Annotated in this window: 11 protein-coding genes and 1 pseudogene; 1 reads left to right on the top strand and 11 read right to left on the bottom strand. The window is 54.3% G+C overall.

The genetic code is table 11. The annotated features are described in order from the left end of the window. Nucleotides 1–23 precede the first annotated feature (23 nt). The 8 genes and pseudogenes from AC6I8A_RS19520 to ssuD form a co-directional block, all read right to left on the bottom strand. Entirely contained in the window at nt 24–1238 is a 1215-nt protein-coding gene (locus tag AC6I8A_RS19520; RefSeq protein WP_479490798.1) for an acyl-CoA dehydrogenase family protein, read from the bottom strand. After that, complete coding sequence (locus AC6I8A_RS19515; RefSeq protein ID WP_293792463.1) at nt 1235–2674, bottom strand: MFS transporter; 1440 nt, start codon at nt 2672–2674, stop codon at nt 1235–1237. Before AC6I8A_RS19515 ends, AC6I8A_RS19520 begins: the two co-directional genes overlap by 4 nt. A gap of 177 nt (nt 2675–2851) precedes the next feature. Then, nucleotides 2852–3728: pseudogene (locus tag AC6I8A_RS19510) on the bottom strand (MetQ/NlpA family ABC transporter substrate-binding protein). Then, nucleotides 3725–4423, bottom strand: a complete 699-nt coding sequence (locus AC6I8A_RS19505) for a methionine ABC transporter permease (protein WP_436331762.1) — start codon at nt 4421–4423, stop codon at nt 3725–3727. The pseudogene AC6I8A_RS19510 and the gene AC6I8A_RS19505 overlap by 4 nt, the downstream one beginning before the upstream one ends. After that, nucleotides 4420–5439, bottom strand: a complete 1020-nt coding sequence (locus AC6I8A_RS19500; RefSeq protein WP_497818968.1) for a methionine ABC transporter ATP-binding protein — start codon at nt 5437–5439, stop codon at nt 4420–4422. The genes AC6I8A_RS19505 and AC6I8A_RS19500 overlap by 4 nt, the downstream gene beginning before the upstream one ends. Then, nucleotides 5436–6830: an LLM class flavin-dependent oxidoreductase gene (locus AC6I8A_RS19495; protein WP_265301917.1), complete on the bottom strand. Its 1395-nt coding sequence runs from the start codon at nt 6828–6830 to the stop codon at nt 5436–5438. Before AC6I8A_RS19495 ends, AC6I8A_RS19500 begins: the two co-directional genes overlap by 4 nt. 74 nt (nt 6831–6904) lie before the next feature. After that, on the bottom strand, nt 6905–8311 hold the full coding sequence (locus AC6I8A_RS19490; protein WP_265301919.1) for an FAD/NAD(P)-binding protein: 1407 nt from the start codon (nt 8309–8311) through the stop codon (nt 6905–6907). Between the two features lie 14 nt (nt 8312–8325). Beyond that, a complete protein-coding gene (gene ssuD / locus AC6I8A_RS19485) occupies nt 8326–9498 on the bottom strand; it encodes an FMNH2-dependent alkanesulfonate monooxygenase (protein WP_497818967.1) in 1173 nt (390 codons plus the stop codon). A 274-nt stretch (nt 9499–9772) separates the two neighbouring features. Between ssuD and AC6I8A_RS19480 the strand changes: the two genes are divergently transcribed. Beyond that, nucleotides 9773–11704 carry a sigma-54-dependent Fis family transcriptional regulator gene (locus AC6I8A_RS19480; protein ID WP_265301922.1) on the top strand — a complete coding sequence of 644 codons (1932 nt, stop codon included), beginning with the start codon at nt 9773–9775 and terminating at the stop codon, nt 11702–11704. A 448-nt stretch (nt 11705–12152) separates the two neighbouring features. Here AC6I8A_RS19480 and AC6I8A_RS19475 read toward each other — a convergent pair whose 3' ends face one another. From AC6I8A_RS19475 to AC6I8A_RS19465, 3 genes are all read right to left on the bottom strand, one after another. After that, nucleotides 12153–13124: a ParB family protein gene (locus tag AC6I8A_RS19475; RefSeq protein ID WP_256699052.1), complete on the bottom strand. Its 972-nt coding sequence runs from the start codon at nt 13122–13124 to the stop codon at nt 12153–12155. 7 nt (nt 13125–13131) lie between these two features. Further along, nucleotides 13132–14331, bottom strand: a complete 1200-nt coding sequence (locus tag AC6I8A_RS19470) for an AAA family ATPase (RefSeq protein WP_008109176.1) — start codon at nt 14329–14331, stop codon at nt 13132–13134. Between the two features lie 1503 nt (nt 14332–15834). Next, nucleotides 15835–16764: a RepB family plasmid replication initiator protein gene (locus AC6I8A_RS19465; protein ID WP_007886110.1), complete on the bottom strand. Its 930-nt coding sequence runs from the start codon at nt 16762–16764 to the stop codon at nt 15835–15837. Nucleotides 16765–16807 lie beyond the last annotated feature (43 nt).

Below are 16807 nucleotides of genomic sequence, written 5' to 3'. Positions count from 1 at the left end.
CGATTCATGCGCACCGGTTTTTATCAGCCCTCGCCTCTGCCAATCTGCCAAATCCCCGTCGGGGCGGCGCCATTCACTTTCCAATCGCCGATATCGCGCGCTTTGTACACCACCGGATTATGTGACGATACAGTTCGCGCGTTACGCCAGTGACGATCCAGCGCTTTGCTGACGCGCGTATCGGATGCGCCCAACGCGTTGAACAGTTCGGTAGCAGCGCGTGTTACCAGTTCGCTGGCGATCACCTGCGCCTGGCCCGCTTCGGCTTCGGCCAGCACATTCGCTGCGGCAACTTGCGCTTCATCGCTGCTCAAGTGGGCAACGTATGCTGATTGCAGTGAATGTGTCGCGCGGATCACCGTGGCTTCTACCGCAAACGCCAGGCTGGTGATTTCCCCGATCACCTGCAGAATCTGCGCATCCTGACGCACAACGCCGCCGTTGCCGTGGCTGTAAACCCGATTTCGCGCCGCCACCGCTTGCGCACCATCGCGCGCCACCGCACGACCAATTCCCGCCAGCGTTGCCAGTAACACATGCTGGTAGAAGGCGGTTTGATAACGGAATCGCGTAGCGAAATCGTAGACGTGTTCCTGCTCAACATGGGCACTGTCAAAACGCGTGGTGCCGCTGCCGGTTAAGCGCTGGCCAAATCCGTCCCAATCGTCTTCACGCGTTACGCCGGGTTGGTGGGTGTTCACCAGAGCGATGACATCGCCCTGGTTATCGTTGCGGCGCGCATAGACGTCAATCCAGTCGGCGAACAGTGCGCCGGTGCTGTAAAACTTCTCGCCGCTCAGCGTCCAGCCGTTTTCGGCAGGCGTGATGCGCGTGATGACATCGCCGAGTTTTACCGCGCCAATTTCCGTCCAGCCGCTGCCCACCAGCTCGCCATCAATAAAACGGCCAAACCAGCGATCGCGTTCCGCGCTGTCCGGCTGGTTCAGCCGGTCTTCAACAAAGGCAAAATGGGCGCGCAGCGCCTGAGGCAGATTCGAGTCGGCTTCTGCCAGTTCAGTTAACAGCTGGAACAGCTGCGGCAGCGATGCGCCCCAACCGCCCTTCTCTTTTGGAATGCGCACCGTGCCGAATCCCGCCTCTTTCAGCCAGTTAATCGGCTGATGCGGCAAAATACGTTCGCGCTCACGCGCCACTGTTCCTTCAGCGATGCGCGCGAAGATGGGTCGGAAGTGCGCTGCCAGCGCCGCATAATCGGTACCTGTTGCCAGTAAACTCATGGTGACTCCTGATGTGAAAGATCGTCGATGTCATGCAGCGTGGGCTCGTGGCGCACCGCCAGCAGGAAGAAGATTGGGATGATCGCCGCTAGCGAAACCACCCAGAACATGTTGGTGCCGAGCGCGGCCTGCAGAATCGGCAGGATGAACAGCGCTAACGCACTGCCAATGCCGGAAAGTGCGCGGCTGAAGCCCACGCCAGTGGCGCGAATCGAGGTTGGATAAGAAAGTGCCGGATAGACCATCAGCTGCGCGCCCGGCCCGAAGCCTTCAGCAAACAGCCACAAACCGAGCATCAATACCGCAAAGACAATTCCAGCGATGGCTTCTGGATGACCAATCAACGCCAGCGCGATCAGCGCAAAGAATTGCAGCGCAAAGCCAGCGATGGCGACGTGGCGCGACGGATATTTCCATGCCAGACGCATGCCGAGCAGACCGCCGGTGAAGGCGAACAGCGCGTTGAGTCCCAGCGATGCCGAGATGGTTTCAAACACACCCGCGCCGAGGAACTGCGCCAGAATCGACGGCAGGAAGAAAGCAATGGCGGTGTATTCAAACGAGATACAGATGTTCATCACGCCCGCAACGATGGTGCGTTCGCGCCACGGTTTCTCAAACAGCACGCGGAAACTCACTTTCGGTGCCGCAGCAGCCGGTGGCGCTTCATGTTCCGCTTCGTGTGCGTGGATACCGTAGGAATCACGCAGGATGCGCACCGCCGATTTCAGATCGCCCTGATTCGCCGCCCACAGGGGCGATTCGTTCATGAATTTGCTGCGTACCGCGATGATCAGCAGCGCCGGTACCGCACCGAACAGCAGCGACGCGCGCCACAGCCAGTCAAGATGCTCTTTTGGCAGCAGGAAGTAGAGCGCGAAGATCAACAGGAAGCACAGCGTTGACGCGGCGTACCACATCGGGCACCAGGCTGCGAGTCGCGCGGCTTTGTTGCCTTTCCCGGCGAATTTGGAGAACTCCGCCAGATACGACATCGCCACCGGCAGATCGATCCCAACGCCAACGCCCATCAGGAAACGCGCGCCAATCAGCACCCAAACATTCGGCGCCAAGCCCGCCGCAATCGCTGAAACCACGAAGAACAGCATGTCGGCCATAAACACCGAATAGCGGCCATATTTATCGGTCAGCCAGCCGCCCACCAGATTGCCAACAATGGTGCCAACCATAATTGAGGATGTGACTAAGCCGGTGAGCAGCGGCGAAAGTTGAAACTCGCGCACCACATCATCGATGCCGTACGACAGCGTGGTGAGATCGTAGGCGTCGAGAAACACGCCGCCGAGCGCGAGGAACACAATCATACGCGCGTAGTTGTCATTTTTGGTTCGAGTGTTGATCAGTCTTGCCACGTCACTGACCGAACGTACCGGTTCAGAAACCGGAATGGTGTTTTCTAAAGGAAGAGAACTCATAACGCCTCACGTTGTTGTTTTGTAATGCAGGTGAGGTTGTTATAAGCGTTTTTTTAGCGGTACCAAAACAACAATTCTTGATATTAATTTACATTAAAATCAATTAGATAATTGAATTTTCGCCAACACAAAAATCCGGACACGCCTGACGCGTCCGGGTATGCAATCAGCAAAAACTTACTCGGCTGAGACCGGCACCAACACCCCTTTTACCAGCGGATCGTCGGTGGTCTTCAACCACTGCTGGACGCGCGGATCGGAGAAGGCTTTTTTTCAGCTTCTCAATATTTTCCTGGTCCAGGTAAGGCGTGCCAATCACCAGCTGTGAGGCGAAAGTACGCGGTGCAGGTGGGAACAGAATGCCTTTTTCGCGCGGCACTTTACCGGCGTCGAATTGCGAGACGTAACCAATTGCCGCATCCACCGAGTTGAGTGCACGCGGCATGGTCAGCAGATCGAGTTCTTTAAATACGAAGCCGTGCGGATTGCCAAAAATGTTCTTCAGTTTGGCCGTACGCGGCTCGACGTTAGGATCGAGCGTAATTAAGCCCTGACGCGCCAGCAGCCATAATGCCTGGCCCTGATTGGCGCCGTCATCTGGCACCACGATGGTCGCGCCCTGCGGCAGATCCGCCACCGATGTGTAGCGATCGGAATAAATACCAAACGCCCACTGGAACAGCGGCAGCGTTGAAGTCAGCGCAAAGCCGTTGGCATCTACCACTTGCTTCAGCCACCATTGGTGCTGATATATCGTCGCAGCATACTGCCCTTCCGCTACCGCGCGGTCGGCTTGCACCGGATCCTGCACGCCCACCGCTTCCAGCTTCAGGCCGTAATCCGGCGCGATGTGCTCACCAACGTATTCGATCAGCTTCTGCTCGCCGGCCATCGCCGGTTCAAAATGCACCTTCAGCGTGGTACCAAATACCACCGCCTGCGCCTGTTGGCCGCGCCAGAACCAGCCGCCTGCTGCGAGTACAACGACCACTATAATCAGTAGCAGCCACGGCCAGCGGCGGGTTTTACGCAGTTCGAAATCTTGTGTTGTCATAACGATGTCCCCTGAGGATGGCGTAATGCGGTGACCAAACGGTCGCCGAGAAATTGGATGGTTTGAATGAGGGCGATTAGCACCACGATGGTGGCGATCATGATGTGGTTGTCGAAGCGCTGATAGCCGTACACCACCGCCAGATAGCCGATCCCGCCCGCGCCGATGGTGCCGGCAATGGCGGAGTACTCAATCATTGAGATCAGGTTGAGTGTCACCGCCGCAACAATCGCCGGTAGCGCTTCACTGAGTTGTGCCGAGCGGATGATTTGCCAGCGCGAACCGCCACATACCAAACCTACCGCCGTGACTTCGCCGGGCAGCTCACGCAGCGCGTTGTCCACCAGACGGCCAAAGAACGGAATGCCGGCGGCGATCATCGGCACAACGGCAGCGGGAATGCCGATGGTGGTGCCGGTGAGCCAGAAGGTGAACGGAATGATGGCCGCCATCAGTACCAGAAACGGCAGCGAACGACCCATGTTCACAATCCAACTCAGCACCCGGTTAATACCGCGATGCGGAAACAGACCGCGCGCTGAGGTGTTAAACAGCACCACACCGACGATGCCGCCGAAGGTGACCACAAACAGCATCACGATCACCACCATCAATGCGGTTTCGCCCAGAGCGGGCAGCATCAACGCCGGGATTTCTGGCCACGGCGTATCCTGACTTATCACTGATACGCTCATACCGCCTCCCGCAATGGCAACACGCTGCCGGAAACGCTGGCAACTAAGCCCAGTTGTTCCAGCTGCGACAGCAAGCGTGCCAGCGGCACGCGCTCATGCTGAAAGTGAATGCCCACCTTGAGGCGGCCGGCTTGCAGACCGTTTACCAGCTCAACATGCGCACCGAGCAGATCAATACGCAAACCAAACTGCTGGCTGAGGCGCGATATCCAGTCGCTGGCGACCGGCACATCGGTGCGATAGCTGAGCTGCAACACCAGTTCGGCATCGCCCGCCTGCGCCGCCAGCGGGAACAGGCGCTGTCCCAATAGAGAATCCGGCTGCGCCAGCAACTCTTTCACCACGCCGTACTGCACGATTTGGCCGTCGCGAATTTCCGCTACCGCATCAGCCGCCTGACGCACCGCATCCATTTCATGGGTGATCAGCACAATCGCCAGCTTGTAGTCATCTCGCAGTTTTTTCAGCAGGTCGAGTACGGTGATGGTGGCTTCGGGATCGAGCCCTGAGGTGGCCTCATCCGCCAGCAACACCGAAGGGCGCAACGCCAGCGCCCGCGCGATGCCTATACGCTGCCGCTGACCACCGGAAAGCTGGCCGGGATAGGCTTTGGCTTTGTGGCTGAGACCTACGCTCTCCAGCAATTCGCCCACGCGTGCGGCGATATCGCGATCCACCACGCCGAGATAGTGTAGCGGCAAGGCGATGTTCTCCCACGCGGTTTTGCGTTGCAGCAGCGCGGAAGACTGGAAAACGGTGCCAATCGAGCGACGCGCCTGACGCAGCGCTTCGCCATCCAGCCGCGAGAGATCGCTGCCGTTAACGCGGATGCTGCCGGCGCTCGGTTGCTCCAGCAGGCTGATGCACTTCGCCAAAGTCGATTTACCCGCGCCGCTCGGCCCAACAACGGCGGTAATGTTGGCTTGCGGCACCTGCAAGCTGATGGATTTCAGCACCTCGGTCAGGCGGCCGTCGGGCGCGCGATAGTGTTTGCTGAGGTTATCTATTTCGATCATGAAACCTCCTGCAGCATGGAGGATTTAACGCGATAGCCCGCGCCCGGATGCGGTGCCTGCAGCTGCGGACCGGCGGCGAATAACTTCTCGCGCAGCGTGCCCTGCGCGTACTCTTTTTTGTAGACGCCGCGCTTTTGCAGCTCCGGGATCAGCAACTCCACCACATCTTCAAAGGTTTCGTGCGTCAATGCGTAGGCGAAGTTGAAGCCATCAACGTCGGTCTCTTCGACCCAGCTTTGCAACTCATCTGCGACGGTTTCCGCGCTGCCGACAATCAGCGGACCAAAGCCGCCGATGCCGACCCAATCCGCCAGCGCTTTTACCGTCCACTGACGATCGGGATCGGCGGTGGAGAAGGTTTCAACCGCCGATTGGATGGCGTTGGTGTGGAGATATTTCAGCACCTGATCCGGCTGATACTGGCCGAAGTCGATGCCGGTCCAACCCGACACCAGCGCCAGCGCGCCTTCATAACTGACCCAGCTGGTGTACTCTTTCCACTTCGCCTGCGCCGCCCGATCGGTTTCGCCGACAATCACGGTTTGCAGATTGAAGATTTTGATGCTGTAAGGATCGCGCCCCGCTTCCGCCGCGCGGCGGCGAATGTCAGCAACGGTTTTCTTCAGCAGCACTTTTGACGGCGCAGCAACAAATACGCATTCGGCATGTTCTGCCGCAAACTGTTTGCCGCGACTCGATGCGCCCGCCTGATACAGCACCGGCGTGCGCTGCGGTGACGGTTCGCACAGGTGAATGCCCGGCACGTTGAAGAAGGTGCCCTGATGATTGATGGGGTGGATTTTGCGCGGGTCGCTGAAGATGCGGCGTTCACGGTCACGCAATACCGCATCTTGCTCCCAGCTGCCTTCCAGCAGCTTGTAGACCACTTGCAGATACTCGTCGGCATAATCGTAGCGGCTGTCGTGATCGGTCTGAGTTTTATGCCCAATGTTGCGCGCCCCGCTCTCCAGATACGAGGTAACGATGTTCCAGCCGATGCGGCCTTTGGTCAGGTGATCGAGCGTCGATAAGCGGCGCGCAAAGGGATACGGATGTTCAAACGACAGCGACGCGGTGAGACCAAACCCGAGATGTTCGGTGACCAGCGCCATCGGCGTAATCAACGCCAGCGGATCGTTGACCGGCACCTGCGTCGCCTGGCGGATCGCCGCATCGCCGTTGCCGTTCAGGACGTCGTAAACGCCGAGCACGTCGGCGATAAACAGGCCGTCAAACTTGCCGCGTTCCAGCAGGCGCGCCAAATCGACCCAATACTCCAGATCTTTATATTGCCAGGAACGGTCACGCGGATGCGCCCACAAACCCGGCGACTGGTGTCCGACACAGTTCATATCAAATGCGTTCAAGCGAATTTCACGTTGCGATGGCATAGCAATCTCCATAGCGAGGCCGTGATCGTGTTACGACCCGGCGTTCGTCAGTTAATTTTTAGGATGTTGAGAGATTAAAGCGCTGAAGGGGGACATCGCTCGGCATGAGCGATTTGCAGTTCTTGTAAAATATGCCTCGCCACAGCGGCGGCGTGATCGGCGACCTGCGGCAATCCCATCAGTTCACCGAAGCGCGCTCGCGCAGCGGGACCGACGACAAACAGTCGCGCGTTGGGTTGGCCGGTGAGATTGAGCGTGCGCGACTGGCTGTCGACATCAATACCAAAACCGAGCAGGTCTGCGCGGATTAACCCTTGCTGACTCAGTGATTGCAACAATGGCTGGCTGGCGGTTAAGGCTTCATGGCCGGGACCGGTGGTGACAATCAGATGATCGAGGCGATGGGTTTCGCTGGCGCCAACGCGCGTGCGTAGCGTGATTTGCAGTTGTTTGCCGAGATCGGAGATTTCGCAAAGGCGCGCGGCCAGCACCTTCAGACTGCCCTGTTGACGACGTGCGTTGATCACCGCAGACACCTGCGGCGCGATGCGATAGCGATGTACGTCCCACCACGAGCGCAAATGACGGACAAAGCGCTGCTGCTCGCGCAAAGGTAGCGATTGCCAGATATCCTGACCTTGCACTCGCACCTGATCAAGCACGCGCTGCCACGGCAAATCCTGTTCAGCGGCACGCGCGACCTCGGCGCGAATATGTCGTAGCCACAGACGCGCGCTGGACGCATCCTCCGGGGCTAACGTCCATTCAGGCCATTCACCGCTCAGATTGTCGCGTGAGAGCTGCCCACGGCGCGAGAAGGCGATTAACGGGCCACGATGCTGTCTGGTGCCCAATGAAGCCACCACGTCCGCCATGCTCAAGCCGGTACCGATAATCGCCACCGAGGATTGAGGATCGATGGCGTCTAATACGCCGTGCTGCCACGGATTGGCAATCAGCGCCGGATGCGCCGAGAACGGTTGCAGCGCACGCGGCAACGATGGTGGTGGATGACTGATCGCTAACGCCAGTACATCACCCCGCAACGTTTCGCCGTTGCTGAGCAACAGCTGCTCGCCTTCCCAGGCCACGGCGCTGGCCTGAACATGGCGCAGCGTGACGTGCGGATACGCCTGCGCAGCTTGCGCAAACTGGTCTGCCAGATAGCGACCGAACAGGCTGCGCTGCGGATAAACTGCGCCGTCTTCACAGTGCGCTACTGAGTCCAGTGAACATTCCGGCTGTTGGCGATACCAGCGGTCAAACGCGCCCTGCTCTTCACCGCTTAACTGCATGCGCGAAGCGGGCACGTTGATGCGGTGCGCGGGCTCCTGCGTGGAATAGGCAACGCCGCCGCCGAGACTGGCGCGCGGTTCGACCACTGTAATCAGTAATCTGCTCGATGAGGTTCGTGCGAGATGAATTGCCAACGCTGTGCCACTAAAGCCACCGCCAACAATGATTACCTGTGTCGTTGCCATTGCCTTCTCCTGCATTAGCTGGCGCTCGTCTGTTTCGAAGGTCGCTTATCGCCACCAATGGTTTCACCAAACGGCCCGGTATTAATGGTGCGTTCACGCTGCTGTTGCGCATTCGCCAGTGGCAGCAGCGGCAACAACAATTCGGCCACGCGATGCGCTTCTTCAAGATGCGGATATCCAGACAGAATAAAATTGGTGACGCCCAACGCCTGATATTCACGGATACGTTCAGCCACTTGCTCAGGGCTGCCGACCAGCGCAGTGCCCGCGCCACCGCGTACCAGACCAACGCCAGCCCAGAGATTCGGCGAGATATAAAGATTGTCGCGCGAACCCTGGTGCAATGCGCTCATCCGCGCCTGACCGGCAGAATCCATACGCGCAAAGATTTTCTGCGCCTGCGCAATAGTCTCTTCATCAAGATGGCCAATCAACTTATCTGCCGCCGCTTTGGCTTCTTCTTCGGTCTCGCGCACAATAACGTGCAAACGAATGCCGTATTCCAGTTTACGTCCGCGCTGTTGCGCACGCGCGCTCACCACTTCCAGCTTCTCGGCAACCTGCGCTGGCGGCTCGCCCCAGGTGAGATAGGTATCGATCTGTTCCGCAGCCACATCAATCGCCGCCTCTGATGAACCACCAAAATAGAGTGGCGGACCATTCTCCTGCACCGGCGGGAACAGCACTTCCGCACCTTCGACGTGGATATGTTTGCCTTCGTAATCCACTTTCTCACCGCGCATCAGGCGGCTGTAGACATCGAGGAATTCTTTGGTGACTTCATAACGTTCACTGTGGCTGAGGAAAATGCCGTCGCCTTTGTTCTCGACAGGATCGCCACCGGTCACCACGTTAATCAATAAACGTCCTTCAGACAGACGATCAAGCGTGGTCGCCATGCGTGCTGCCAGCGTTGGCGGCTGCAGGCCAGGACGTACCGCCACTAAATAGCGCAGACGTTTGGTGATGGGCGCTAACGCCGAGGCAACCAGCCAGGAATCTTCGCAGCTTTTGCCAGTGGGAATTAATACGCCATAGAAGCCAAGATTGTCGGCGGCAAGTGCCACTTGCTGTAAGTAGGGTAAATCGACCGGGCGTCCGCCTTGCGTTGTGCCGAGGTAGCGTCCATCACCGTGCGTCGGTAAAAACCAGAAGACATTAATTTTATCGTTCGCGGAATCGGCCATTATGCTTTTCCTATATAACTTTATTAAAAAATGATCATTTTGAACTGCTTATTTGGTTATATAGCTGTTAGCAGAAAGCGTGCCAGGTTGTTGATTAGCGTGTAGTGCCGTATTTCAAAGGGTTAGCGTTGTTGCTTTCTTCATATCGAGTTGCAATTGCAACTCTGACGCAACAGCTATTGCTGCATATGCAACTGCTTATGCTTTTTACATGGTGTTAATAGTCGGCGTGAGCATTTAGCGTAGCGATATGCTCGTTACCGGACTCAATGCCATGCTAACCAACTTTAATAATCACACTGATTCACCGCGCTTAGTCGATCCCGCTTCTCTGGCGTTTCAATCGCTGCTGGATAAATTCGCCCCCACGGATGCCACCGTGCTGATTGTCGGCGAAACCGGCACAGGGAAAGAAGTGGTGGCGCGCTATCTGCATCATCATAGCCAGCGGCGTCACGGCCCTTTCCTGGCGGTTAACTGCGGCGCACTGACAGAAAGTCTGGCTGAAGCTGAGTTGTTCGGCCATGAGAAAGGCGCTTTTACCGGCGCGACGCAGTCTCATCCCGGCTGGTTTGAATCCGCGCAAGGCGGTACCTTGCTGCTGGATGAGATTGGTGAGCTTAGCCCTTCACTGCAGGTTAAATTGCTGCGCGTGTTGCAGGAGCGCGAGATTACGCGAGTGGGCTCGCGCAAAGCGATCAAGGTGGATGTGCGGGTTATCGCGGCTACGCATGTGGATTTGGCGCAGGCGATCCGCGAGCGACGCTTCCGCGAAGATCTGTTCTATCGCCTGAATATTGCGGTGGTTCCGCTGCCGCCGCTGCGTCAGCGTCGTGAAGACATTCCTCTGCTGGCGCAACATTTCCTCGCACTTTACGCACGACGTTTAGGCCGCCCGGCACGGCGTCTGTCGCCTGATGCGCTTGAGGCGCTGCGCGAATACAGCTGGCCCGGCAATATCCGTGAACTAGAGAACACGCTGCACAACGCTGTGTTGTTGAGCCGCGAAGAAACACTAACGCCCGCACAGCTGCGACTTGCTGGTTACAGTGAACAGGGTTTTAGCGAGTCAAACGATTCAACGCTCGATAGTTTTCTTCAGCAGCAGTTGATCAGCCAGCCGCAGCAACTGTTTGATCGCGTTATCAGCGGCCTGATCAGCAATGCGCTTTTGATGACAGATCAGAATCAAACCCAGGCCGCCGCGCTATTGGGTATCAGCCGCCACACCTTACGCACGCATCTGGCGAATCAGGGAATAATTAAAGGACGCCGCAAAGCACTTGTTTCTCCATCCTCGTCCAGTGCGCATGTAACGCAGGAACGCGAGCTGCGTATTGGCTATCAGAAGTTTGGCAATCTCGGCGTGTTGAAAGCTCGTCAAAGCCTCGAACACTGTTTCGCTCAGCAAGGCGTTAGCGTGCTGTGGAGTGAGTTTCCCGCCGGGCCACAGTTGCTGTATGCGTTGCAGAACAATGAAATCGACTTTGGGACCACCGGCGAAGTACCGCCAATCTTTGCCCAGGCGAGCGGCAATGCGGTGACTTATATTGCGTGGGAGCCCCCGGCGCCAAGCAGTGTTGGCATTGTGGTGCCGCATGACAGCGATATTCGCACCATCAGCGATCTGCGCAGTAAGCGCGTATCGGTTAATAGAGGCTCGAACGTTCACTGGCTACTGCTACAGTTACTGGAAGAAGCAGGCATTGGTCTGGACGAACTCAAGGTGGTTTACACGCCGCCTAAGTATCCGCTGACCGCCAGTGATTATCTCTCGGTTGATGCCTGGATGATGTGGGATCCGTTGCTCAGCGCTGCGGAGAGCAATCCTGAGCTGAGGATTTTGGTTAATGGTGAAGGGCGCGTACGTAATCATCAGTTCTATCTGGCGCGACGTGATTACGTTGAAAAGAACGATGACATCCTCAGACAGCTGGTGGAAAGTTTGCAGCAAACAGGCTTGTTCATTGATAGCCATCGCCACGAAGCGTCAATGTTACTGGCTCAGGAGCTGGGATTAGAAGTTGCGTCAGTAGAACGCGCATTGACACGTCGCAGCCACAAAACGCGTGCGATGGCCTTCGAAGTGATTAAAGAGCAGCAGACAATAGCCGATCGTTTTTATGCGTTGGGACTGATTAATAAACCGGTGCGGGTGCGCGATGCAGTCTGGCAATTTTCATCAGCGCTGGCGTTGATTGAGTAAGGTTAGTCTTGAAAGTTATCCACGCTTTCTGTGGATAAATCGTTGAATATCATCTGGCTAATCTCGCTTTGGGTCTTGAGTTGATGGCTGAAATTACAATCTTAACTGGCGATTTCAGCCTGAAATTTTATTAAAAAAGCTATATTTTTCATGCAAATAGAGATGAAATCGCTTGGGCGAATGGATGAAATCTCATTCGGTTGCTGCTCGGCTTATAAGGCTTCACTGGCGACTGCCGGTTTAGCGCGCAGCTGGTTAAATTGGCTGCAGTTAGTTTATCGGTATTGGTGAGTTAGAACCGTATGCCTTTTAGCTGCTGGTTGAAATGATGGCGATTTCAGCCTGAAATTTCCGCAGCGACAATCGATATTTCATACAGTTAGCGCTGAAATTGCGCTGGCGAGGCATTGAGAAGGGCATAAAAAAACCGCCCGAAGGCGGCATTTCGCTACTGATTTAGATACTTGTTGAGCGTCTCGTTAATCACCTTATCCAACTCTTCCTGCAACTCTTTGGACTGGCGATTAAACTCGTAGCTGAACATGCGTCCGCGTGTTTTCTTACGCGCAAAACGATCTTTATCGGCAAAGCTCCACAAAGGTGTTGCCACGGTTTTGTCTTTGGCCGGTGACTGAATCAGCGTCTGGCTGCCGTTACGCACTAAACGCAAGATGCCATTCTTCACTTCATCTTCCGCTAAACCATCGCGTGCGCATACGGTATCAACATCCATGCCGATGGTATCGATCAGTGCATCAACCGTTTGTCCGGTTTCCTGCAGCTTCTCGTACGCCTGCAGCAGCGATTTATAGTCTGGATAAGTCAGCTCAGAATGATTCGGGAACAGCGTCACCAGCTCAAGCGGCACGCTTGCGGCTTGCAATGCACGCGTGACTTTGGCCTGAGAAAGTCCTTCGCTTTGCGCAATTTCCTTTTGCGATAATCCGCCATCTTTCAGTGCCAGCAAGCGCATGCCCACTTCACGCAGATTGTGCTCACGCGCGGTCTGAATATCCTGCGCTAAACGACGCGCTTCTTCCGCAGAGATAGCCACTTCGGTAACCAGCACATCCAGCCCGGTTTTGCAGTGAAGAGCCGCAGCACGACGGCGTGAACCATCGAGAATCTCAATGCGGTCGTCACGCTTTACACCAATCGCCGGGAAAAATTGCTGCAATTTGATGGTGCGAATGATGTCACGCAGCGATTCTGGCGTCAGGCCAGACTGATCGCGGCCATTGGTTTCCATCTTAACGAAAGTTTTCTCTTCGATTTCTTTCGCAGGGATGTGTTCCAGCGTGAACAGGGCGCGTTTGCCCGTCGCCAGGATAAAGGTCTGAGAATGGCCATCGGCGCTTTCCTCAGTCTGCAATGGTGTCTGGCTGAAGGTTCGGCCAATGGTGATTCTTTTTGCGCTCATAGTAACCTCAGTTCAGGCGAATGAATTCAATACGGTCAAATACGGCTTTCGCGAAATCTTCCGCCGCTGAACGCGCATTCTTTAAGGCTTCGGTGCTGCCCACGTAGGTTGATGGATTGGCCGAGATAACCGTGTCAAACGACTCTCCGCAGCGCTCAAAGCCATCCAGGCGTGGCAAGGCAGCATCGAGCATATCGCCACCAAAAATCTCTTTCGCCAGGCTGTGACACAGCTTGTGGTCCGCTTTATTCGACAGTTTAGACATAAAGCCAATGTTGCCCTGCAAACGGCAGGCTGCACCCGATTCTTCAATGATGCCAATCAACTCCGGTAAACGCGTTAAGTACTTCAACGTGGAGTGGAAATCCACCTGCGCGGGAGGTACCGGTGTCATCAGCAAGTCCGAAGCGGCAATGGCGTTCTTCAGGAAGGCATCAAGATGCGGGCCGCTATCGATAAAGATAAAGTCGTAATCTTTCTTCAGCTTGGCCACGACATTGTCATACAGCACCGCGTGGATGTTCTGATCGGGCAGGTGAGCGGCGCACAGCTCTTCCCAACGCGAGGCAATAAAGGCGTCATCAATTGACGCCGGCAGCACATCAACGCCCGGAATAATCGATGAAACGATAAATTCGTTGAGCAACTCTTCGCGGCTGACGTTCTGCAGCATCGCCTGCGCAGCGGTAGCTTCCACTAATCCTACTGAACGTTGGTGGTTCAGGAACATGGTGGCGGAGGATTGCGGGTCCAGATCGATGACCAGAATACGTAAATCTTCAAACAGCAGATGCGGATGGGCGCGCAATGCATGCGCCAGCGAAACGGTAGAGACCGTTTTCGACACGCCGCCTTTAAGGTTGCCGACAAAGATGCTGAAGGCTTCATGGTGGCGGTCGCGATATTTAGGCACGCCGCGATGATGGTAGATATCAATGATGTTCTGAATCGACATCGCATACTTGGTTGAGCTGCCCGCTGCACGCTTATCGAACGGATAACCGTTCTCTTCCATCTCGTTTACAGCGTAATCCACGCTCGCACGCGTCAATTTTGGCAGTTTGGCTAACGCCGCTTTAGCGTAAACCTGATAGAACGTGTTTTCCCGCAACTCTTCTTTCTGCGCCTGAATCTGTTCTGTCAGGCTCATCAGCATTCTTTCTGAACGTTGTGCAACCTTCAGAACTTGCTTCTCATCGTTAGCCATACTTGCTCCACACATGTAGGATTTATGACTTTATACATAAATCCAGCACACGAGGCAAATATATCTCTTATGCACAGGAAGAATCAGTTAAATGGAAACACCTTGATTAAGAGCAGTTTAACGCAAAGATTCACTGTAATCAGCAGCGGTTTTTCCTCGGGTGGCTTTCAAATAGAGAAAGGAGAAGGACGCTTGCGGCTGAAATTGCTGGAACGTTCACTGTAGTCAGCAAGCCGTAGAGACGTGATGTTCACTGCAATCAGTAAAAGGTTCACTGTAATCAGCAAATAGCGGGGAAAGATTCACTGTAATCAGCAGAGGAAGGTGAACAAAAGGAGCAGGCCAGCGAGCAACGACGAAGTTCACACTGTTGGGATGTTCACTGTAATCAGTAAATCTCGATGACCTTTCTTTCTCAACTACTAACGTTCACTGTAATCAGTAAAAGCCTTGTGCTCATCATCGACAAAGATTCACTATAATCAGTAGATGCTCATCGCGTTTCGATCAAGCGTTCACTGTAATCAGTAAGTCAAATCGGCTAATTCGACAGAACATTCACTGTAATCAGTAAAAGTTATGATGCTAAGAAGTACGTTCACTGTAATCAGCAAAGCCTGTTTAGTACTTTGAGACGAGCGTTCACTGTAATCAGTAAACCCATATTTTCCTTTAAATGGATGGAGCTGAAATCGCCATAAGCGATCCAGCAAAATCCTTAAAGCGTCCTATACAACATTCACTGTAATCAGTAAACGCATCACGTTAAATGGCTTCCTTGATGATAGCGGAGTGATGCTTATGTTCACTGTAATCAGCAGCAACCTGGACGCTCAACGTTCACTGTATTCAGTAAAAGCGACGCGTTGAGCTGTTAATTGTCATGCTACAAAACCGGCGGGGCAGGGCAACATTCACTGTAATCAGTGACAGCGTGACGAACTGTTAAGTCGACGTATGAGCGGCAATTCAAATGCTCCTCGCTTACGTTCACTTTATTGAGAAGACAGGGCAAACGTTCACTATAATCAGTATTGTTACCAACCCTGTCACTTTTACTGGCTGTATTACCAGTCAAACTGCTGATTACAGTGAATCCGTTGCGCTATTTCATACTTAATATATATATATCATTAACTTAAACACAATCATTCACTATAGTCAGTGCACGCCCTGCTATTAGCATTCACTGTATTCAGTAAAACCCAACGTTCACTGTGATCAGTAGAAACGCAGTGAAAAGGGCGTTCAGGTGCAAGATTACCGCCCTTGTAAGTACTCACTATCATTAAAAGTCCCCTACAATAGCCACAATGAGATGCAACCCGCAGCGGAAGACACGCATAGTCCCGAAGCTTTCTGATTACAGTGAACGTTGCCGATTACAGTGAATGGCGTGATGACATCTGATTACAGTGAATGGTATGAGAAGAGCATGTGTCACTTTTGCTCAAAAAGTGACACTGCTTGAGAGGATTTGCTGACTACAGTGAACGGATAAAATCACTCTTCGAATTCGATATCTTCCAACGAATCGATACTTTCGAGGTTGCTGATGCCATCGAGTTTTGGCGTCCTGCTGTGAATGATAAAGAACACTGAGCGGCCACGTTTCACTTCCGAATAATCGAGATAGCCGATCTCTTTGAGCTGCTCCATCGCACGGCGTACCACGTGATTTTGCGTGGTTGTTTTCGAGCCCAGGTTTAAACGCATACGCAAACGCGCCAGAGAAATTGGCGCCGGATTGGTCGGCAAACTTTCGAGATAGGTATACAGCGCCTGAGCTGATTCTTTACGCTTCAAGCGAGAAATGGCTCGCAGTTGCAGTAACACTTTGTGATCGAAGTTATAGAGCTCGAACAACTTAGGATCGGCCTGAATGCGCACCAGATCCTTTTCACGGTCGTAATACGCCGATTGCACAAGGTGAGTGTGATAGGCTTTGCCATTACCTTCAAAGGACAATGTATTGGTGGCAATGCGTCGCAAAGAGGCATCTAAGCGCTTACGTAACGCGGCCGAGGAGTTTGCCGAGGGGATCCCGCACATCTTAACGAAATCGATAAACGGCAGCGTCACGGTGTCGCCCTTTGAGGGATAACGCGAGAAAGACTGAATAATTCCGGCCCAGGTTTTGAAATCATTATCCATATCCAGCCTCGCGCCGGTAATGGTAATCTTTTCATAACCTTCCGATTTCACTAAAGAAAGGTTCTTCAGCTCTTTCGTTGCATCGGTCGATGCCATCGCGCCTGACTTACCGCGTGCGGTGGATTTCAATGTAGGAACAAACAGACCCAGGCGCATTAAAGCGACCGGTTGTACGGTGTTATTTTTATTGGGGTGGAGTTGAATAACTTCACCGCTGTTTTTTGTCACCGACAGAAAAGGCTCGAGTAACGCCTTGTTTTCACTCTCTTTATCTGCCATAGCCTGAGATCTTCATTCTGTGGATGAAAAGGGTCGTTTTCTG

The organism is Pantoea sp. X-Soil-ISGK-275 (assembly GCF_059730795.1).
The sequence above is the reverse complement of the archived record's forward strand: the minus strand, read 5'-3'. Positions and strand labels throughout refer to the sequence as shown.

Bases quoted from the DNA above. Each gene is read 5' to 3' on its own strand.
- AC6I8A_RS19520 (WP_479490798.1), bottom strand. From the start codon at position 1,238: ATGAGTTTACTGGCAACAGGTACCGATTATGCGGCGCTGGCAGCGCAC.
- AC6I8A_RS19515 (WP_293792463.1), bottom strand. From the start codon at position 2,674: ATGAGTTCTCTTCCTTTAGAAAACACCATTCCGGTTTCTGAACCGGTA.
- AC6I8A_RS19505 (WP_436331762.1), bottom strand. From the start codon at position 4,423: ATGAGCGTATCAGTGATAAGTCAGGATACGCCGTGGCCAGAAATCCCG.
- AC6I8A_RS19500 (WP_497818968.1), bottom strand. From the start codon at position 5,439: ATGATCGAAATAGATAACCTCAGCAAACACTATCGCGCGCCCGACGGC.
- AC6I8A_RS19495 (WP_265301917.1), bottom strand. From the start codon at position 6,830: ATGCCATCGCAACGTGAAATTCGCTTGAACGCATTTGATATGAACTGT.
- AC6I8A_RS19490 (WP_265301919.1), bottom strand. From the start codon at position 8,311: ATGGCAACGACACAGGTAATCATTGTTGGCGGTGGCTTTAGTGGCACA.
- ssuD (WP_497818967.1), bottom strand. From the start codon at position 9,498: ATGGCCGATTCCGCGAACGATAAAATTAATGTCTTCTGGTTTTTACCG.
- AC6I8A_RS19480 (WP_265301922.1), top strand. From the start codon at position 9,773: ATGCTAACCAACTTTAATAATCACACTGATTCACCGCGCTTAGTCGAT.
- AC6I8A_RS19475 (WP_256699052.1), bottom strand. From the start codon at position 13,124: ATGAGCGCAAAAAGAATCACCATTGGCCGAACCTTCAGCCAGACACCA.
- AC6I8A_RS19470 (WP_008109176.1), bottom strand. From the start codon at position 14,331: ATGGCTAACGATGAGAAGCAAGTTCTGAAGGTTGCACAACGTTCAGAA.
- AC6I8A_RS19465 (WP_007886110.1), bottom strand. From the start codon at position 16,764: ATGGCAGATAAAGAGAGTGAAAACAAGGCGTTACTCGAGCCTTTTCTG.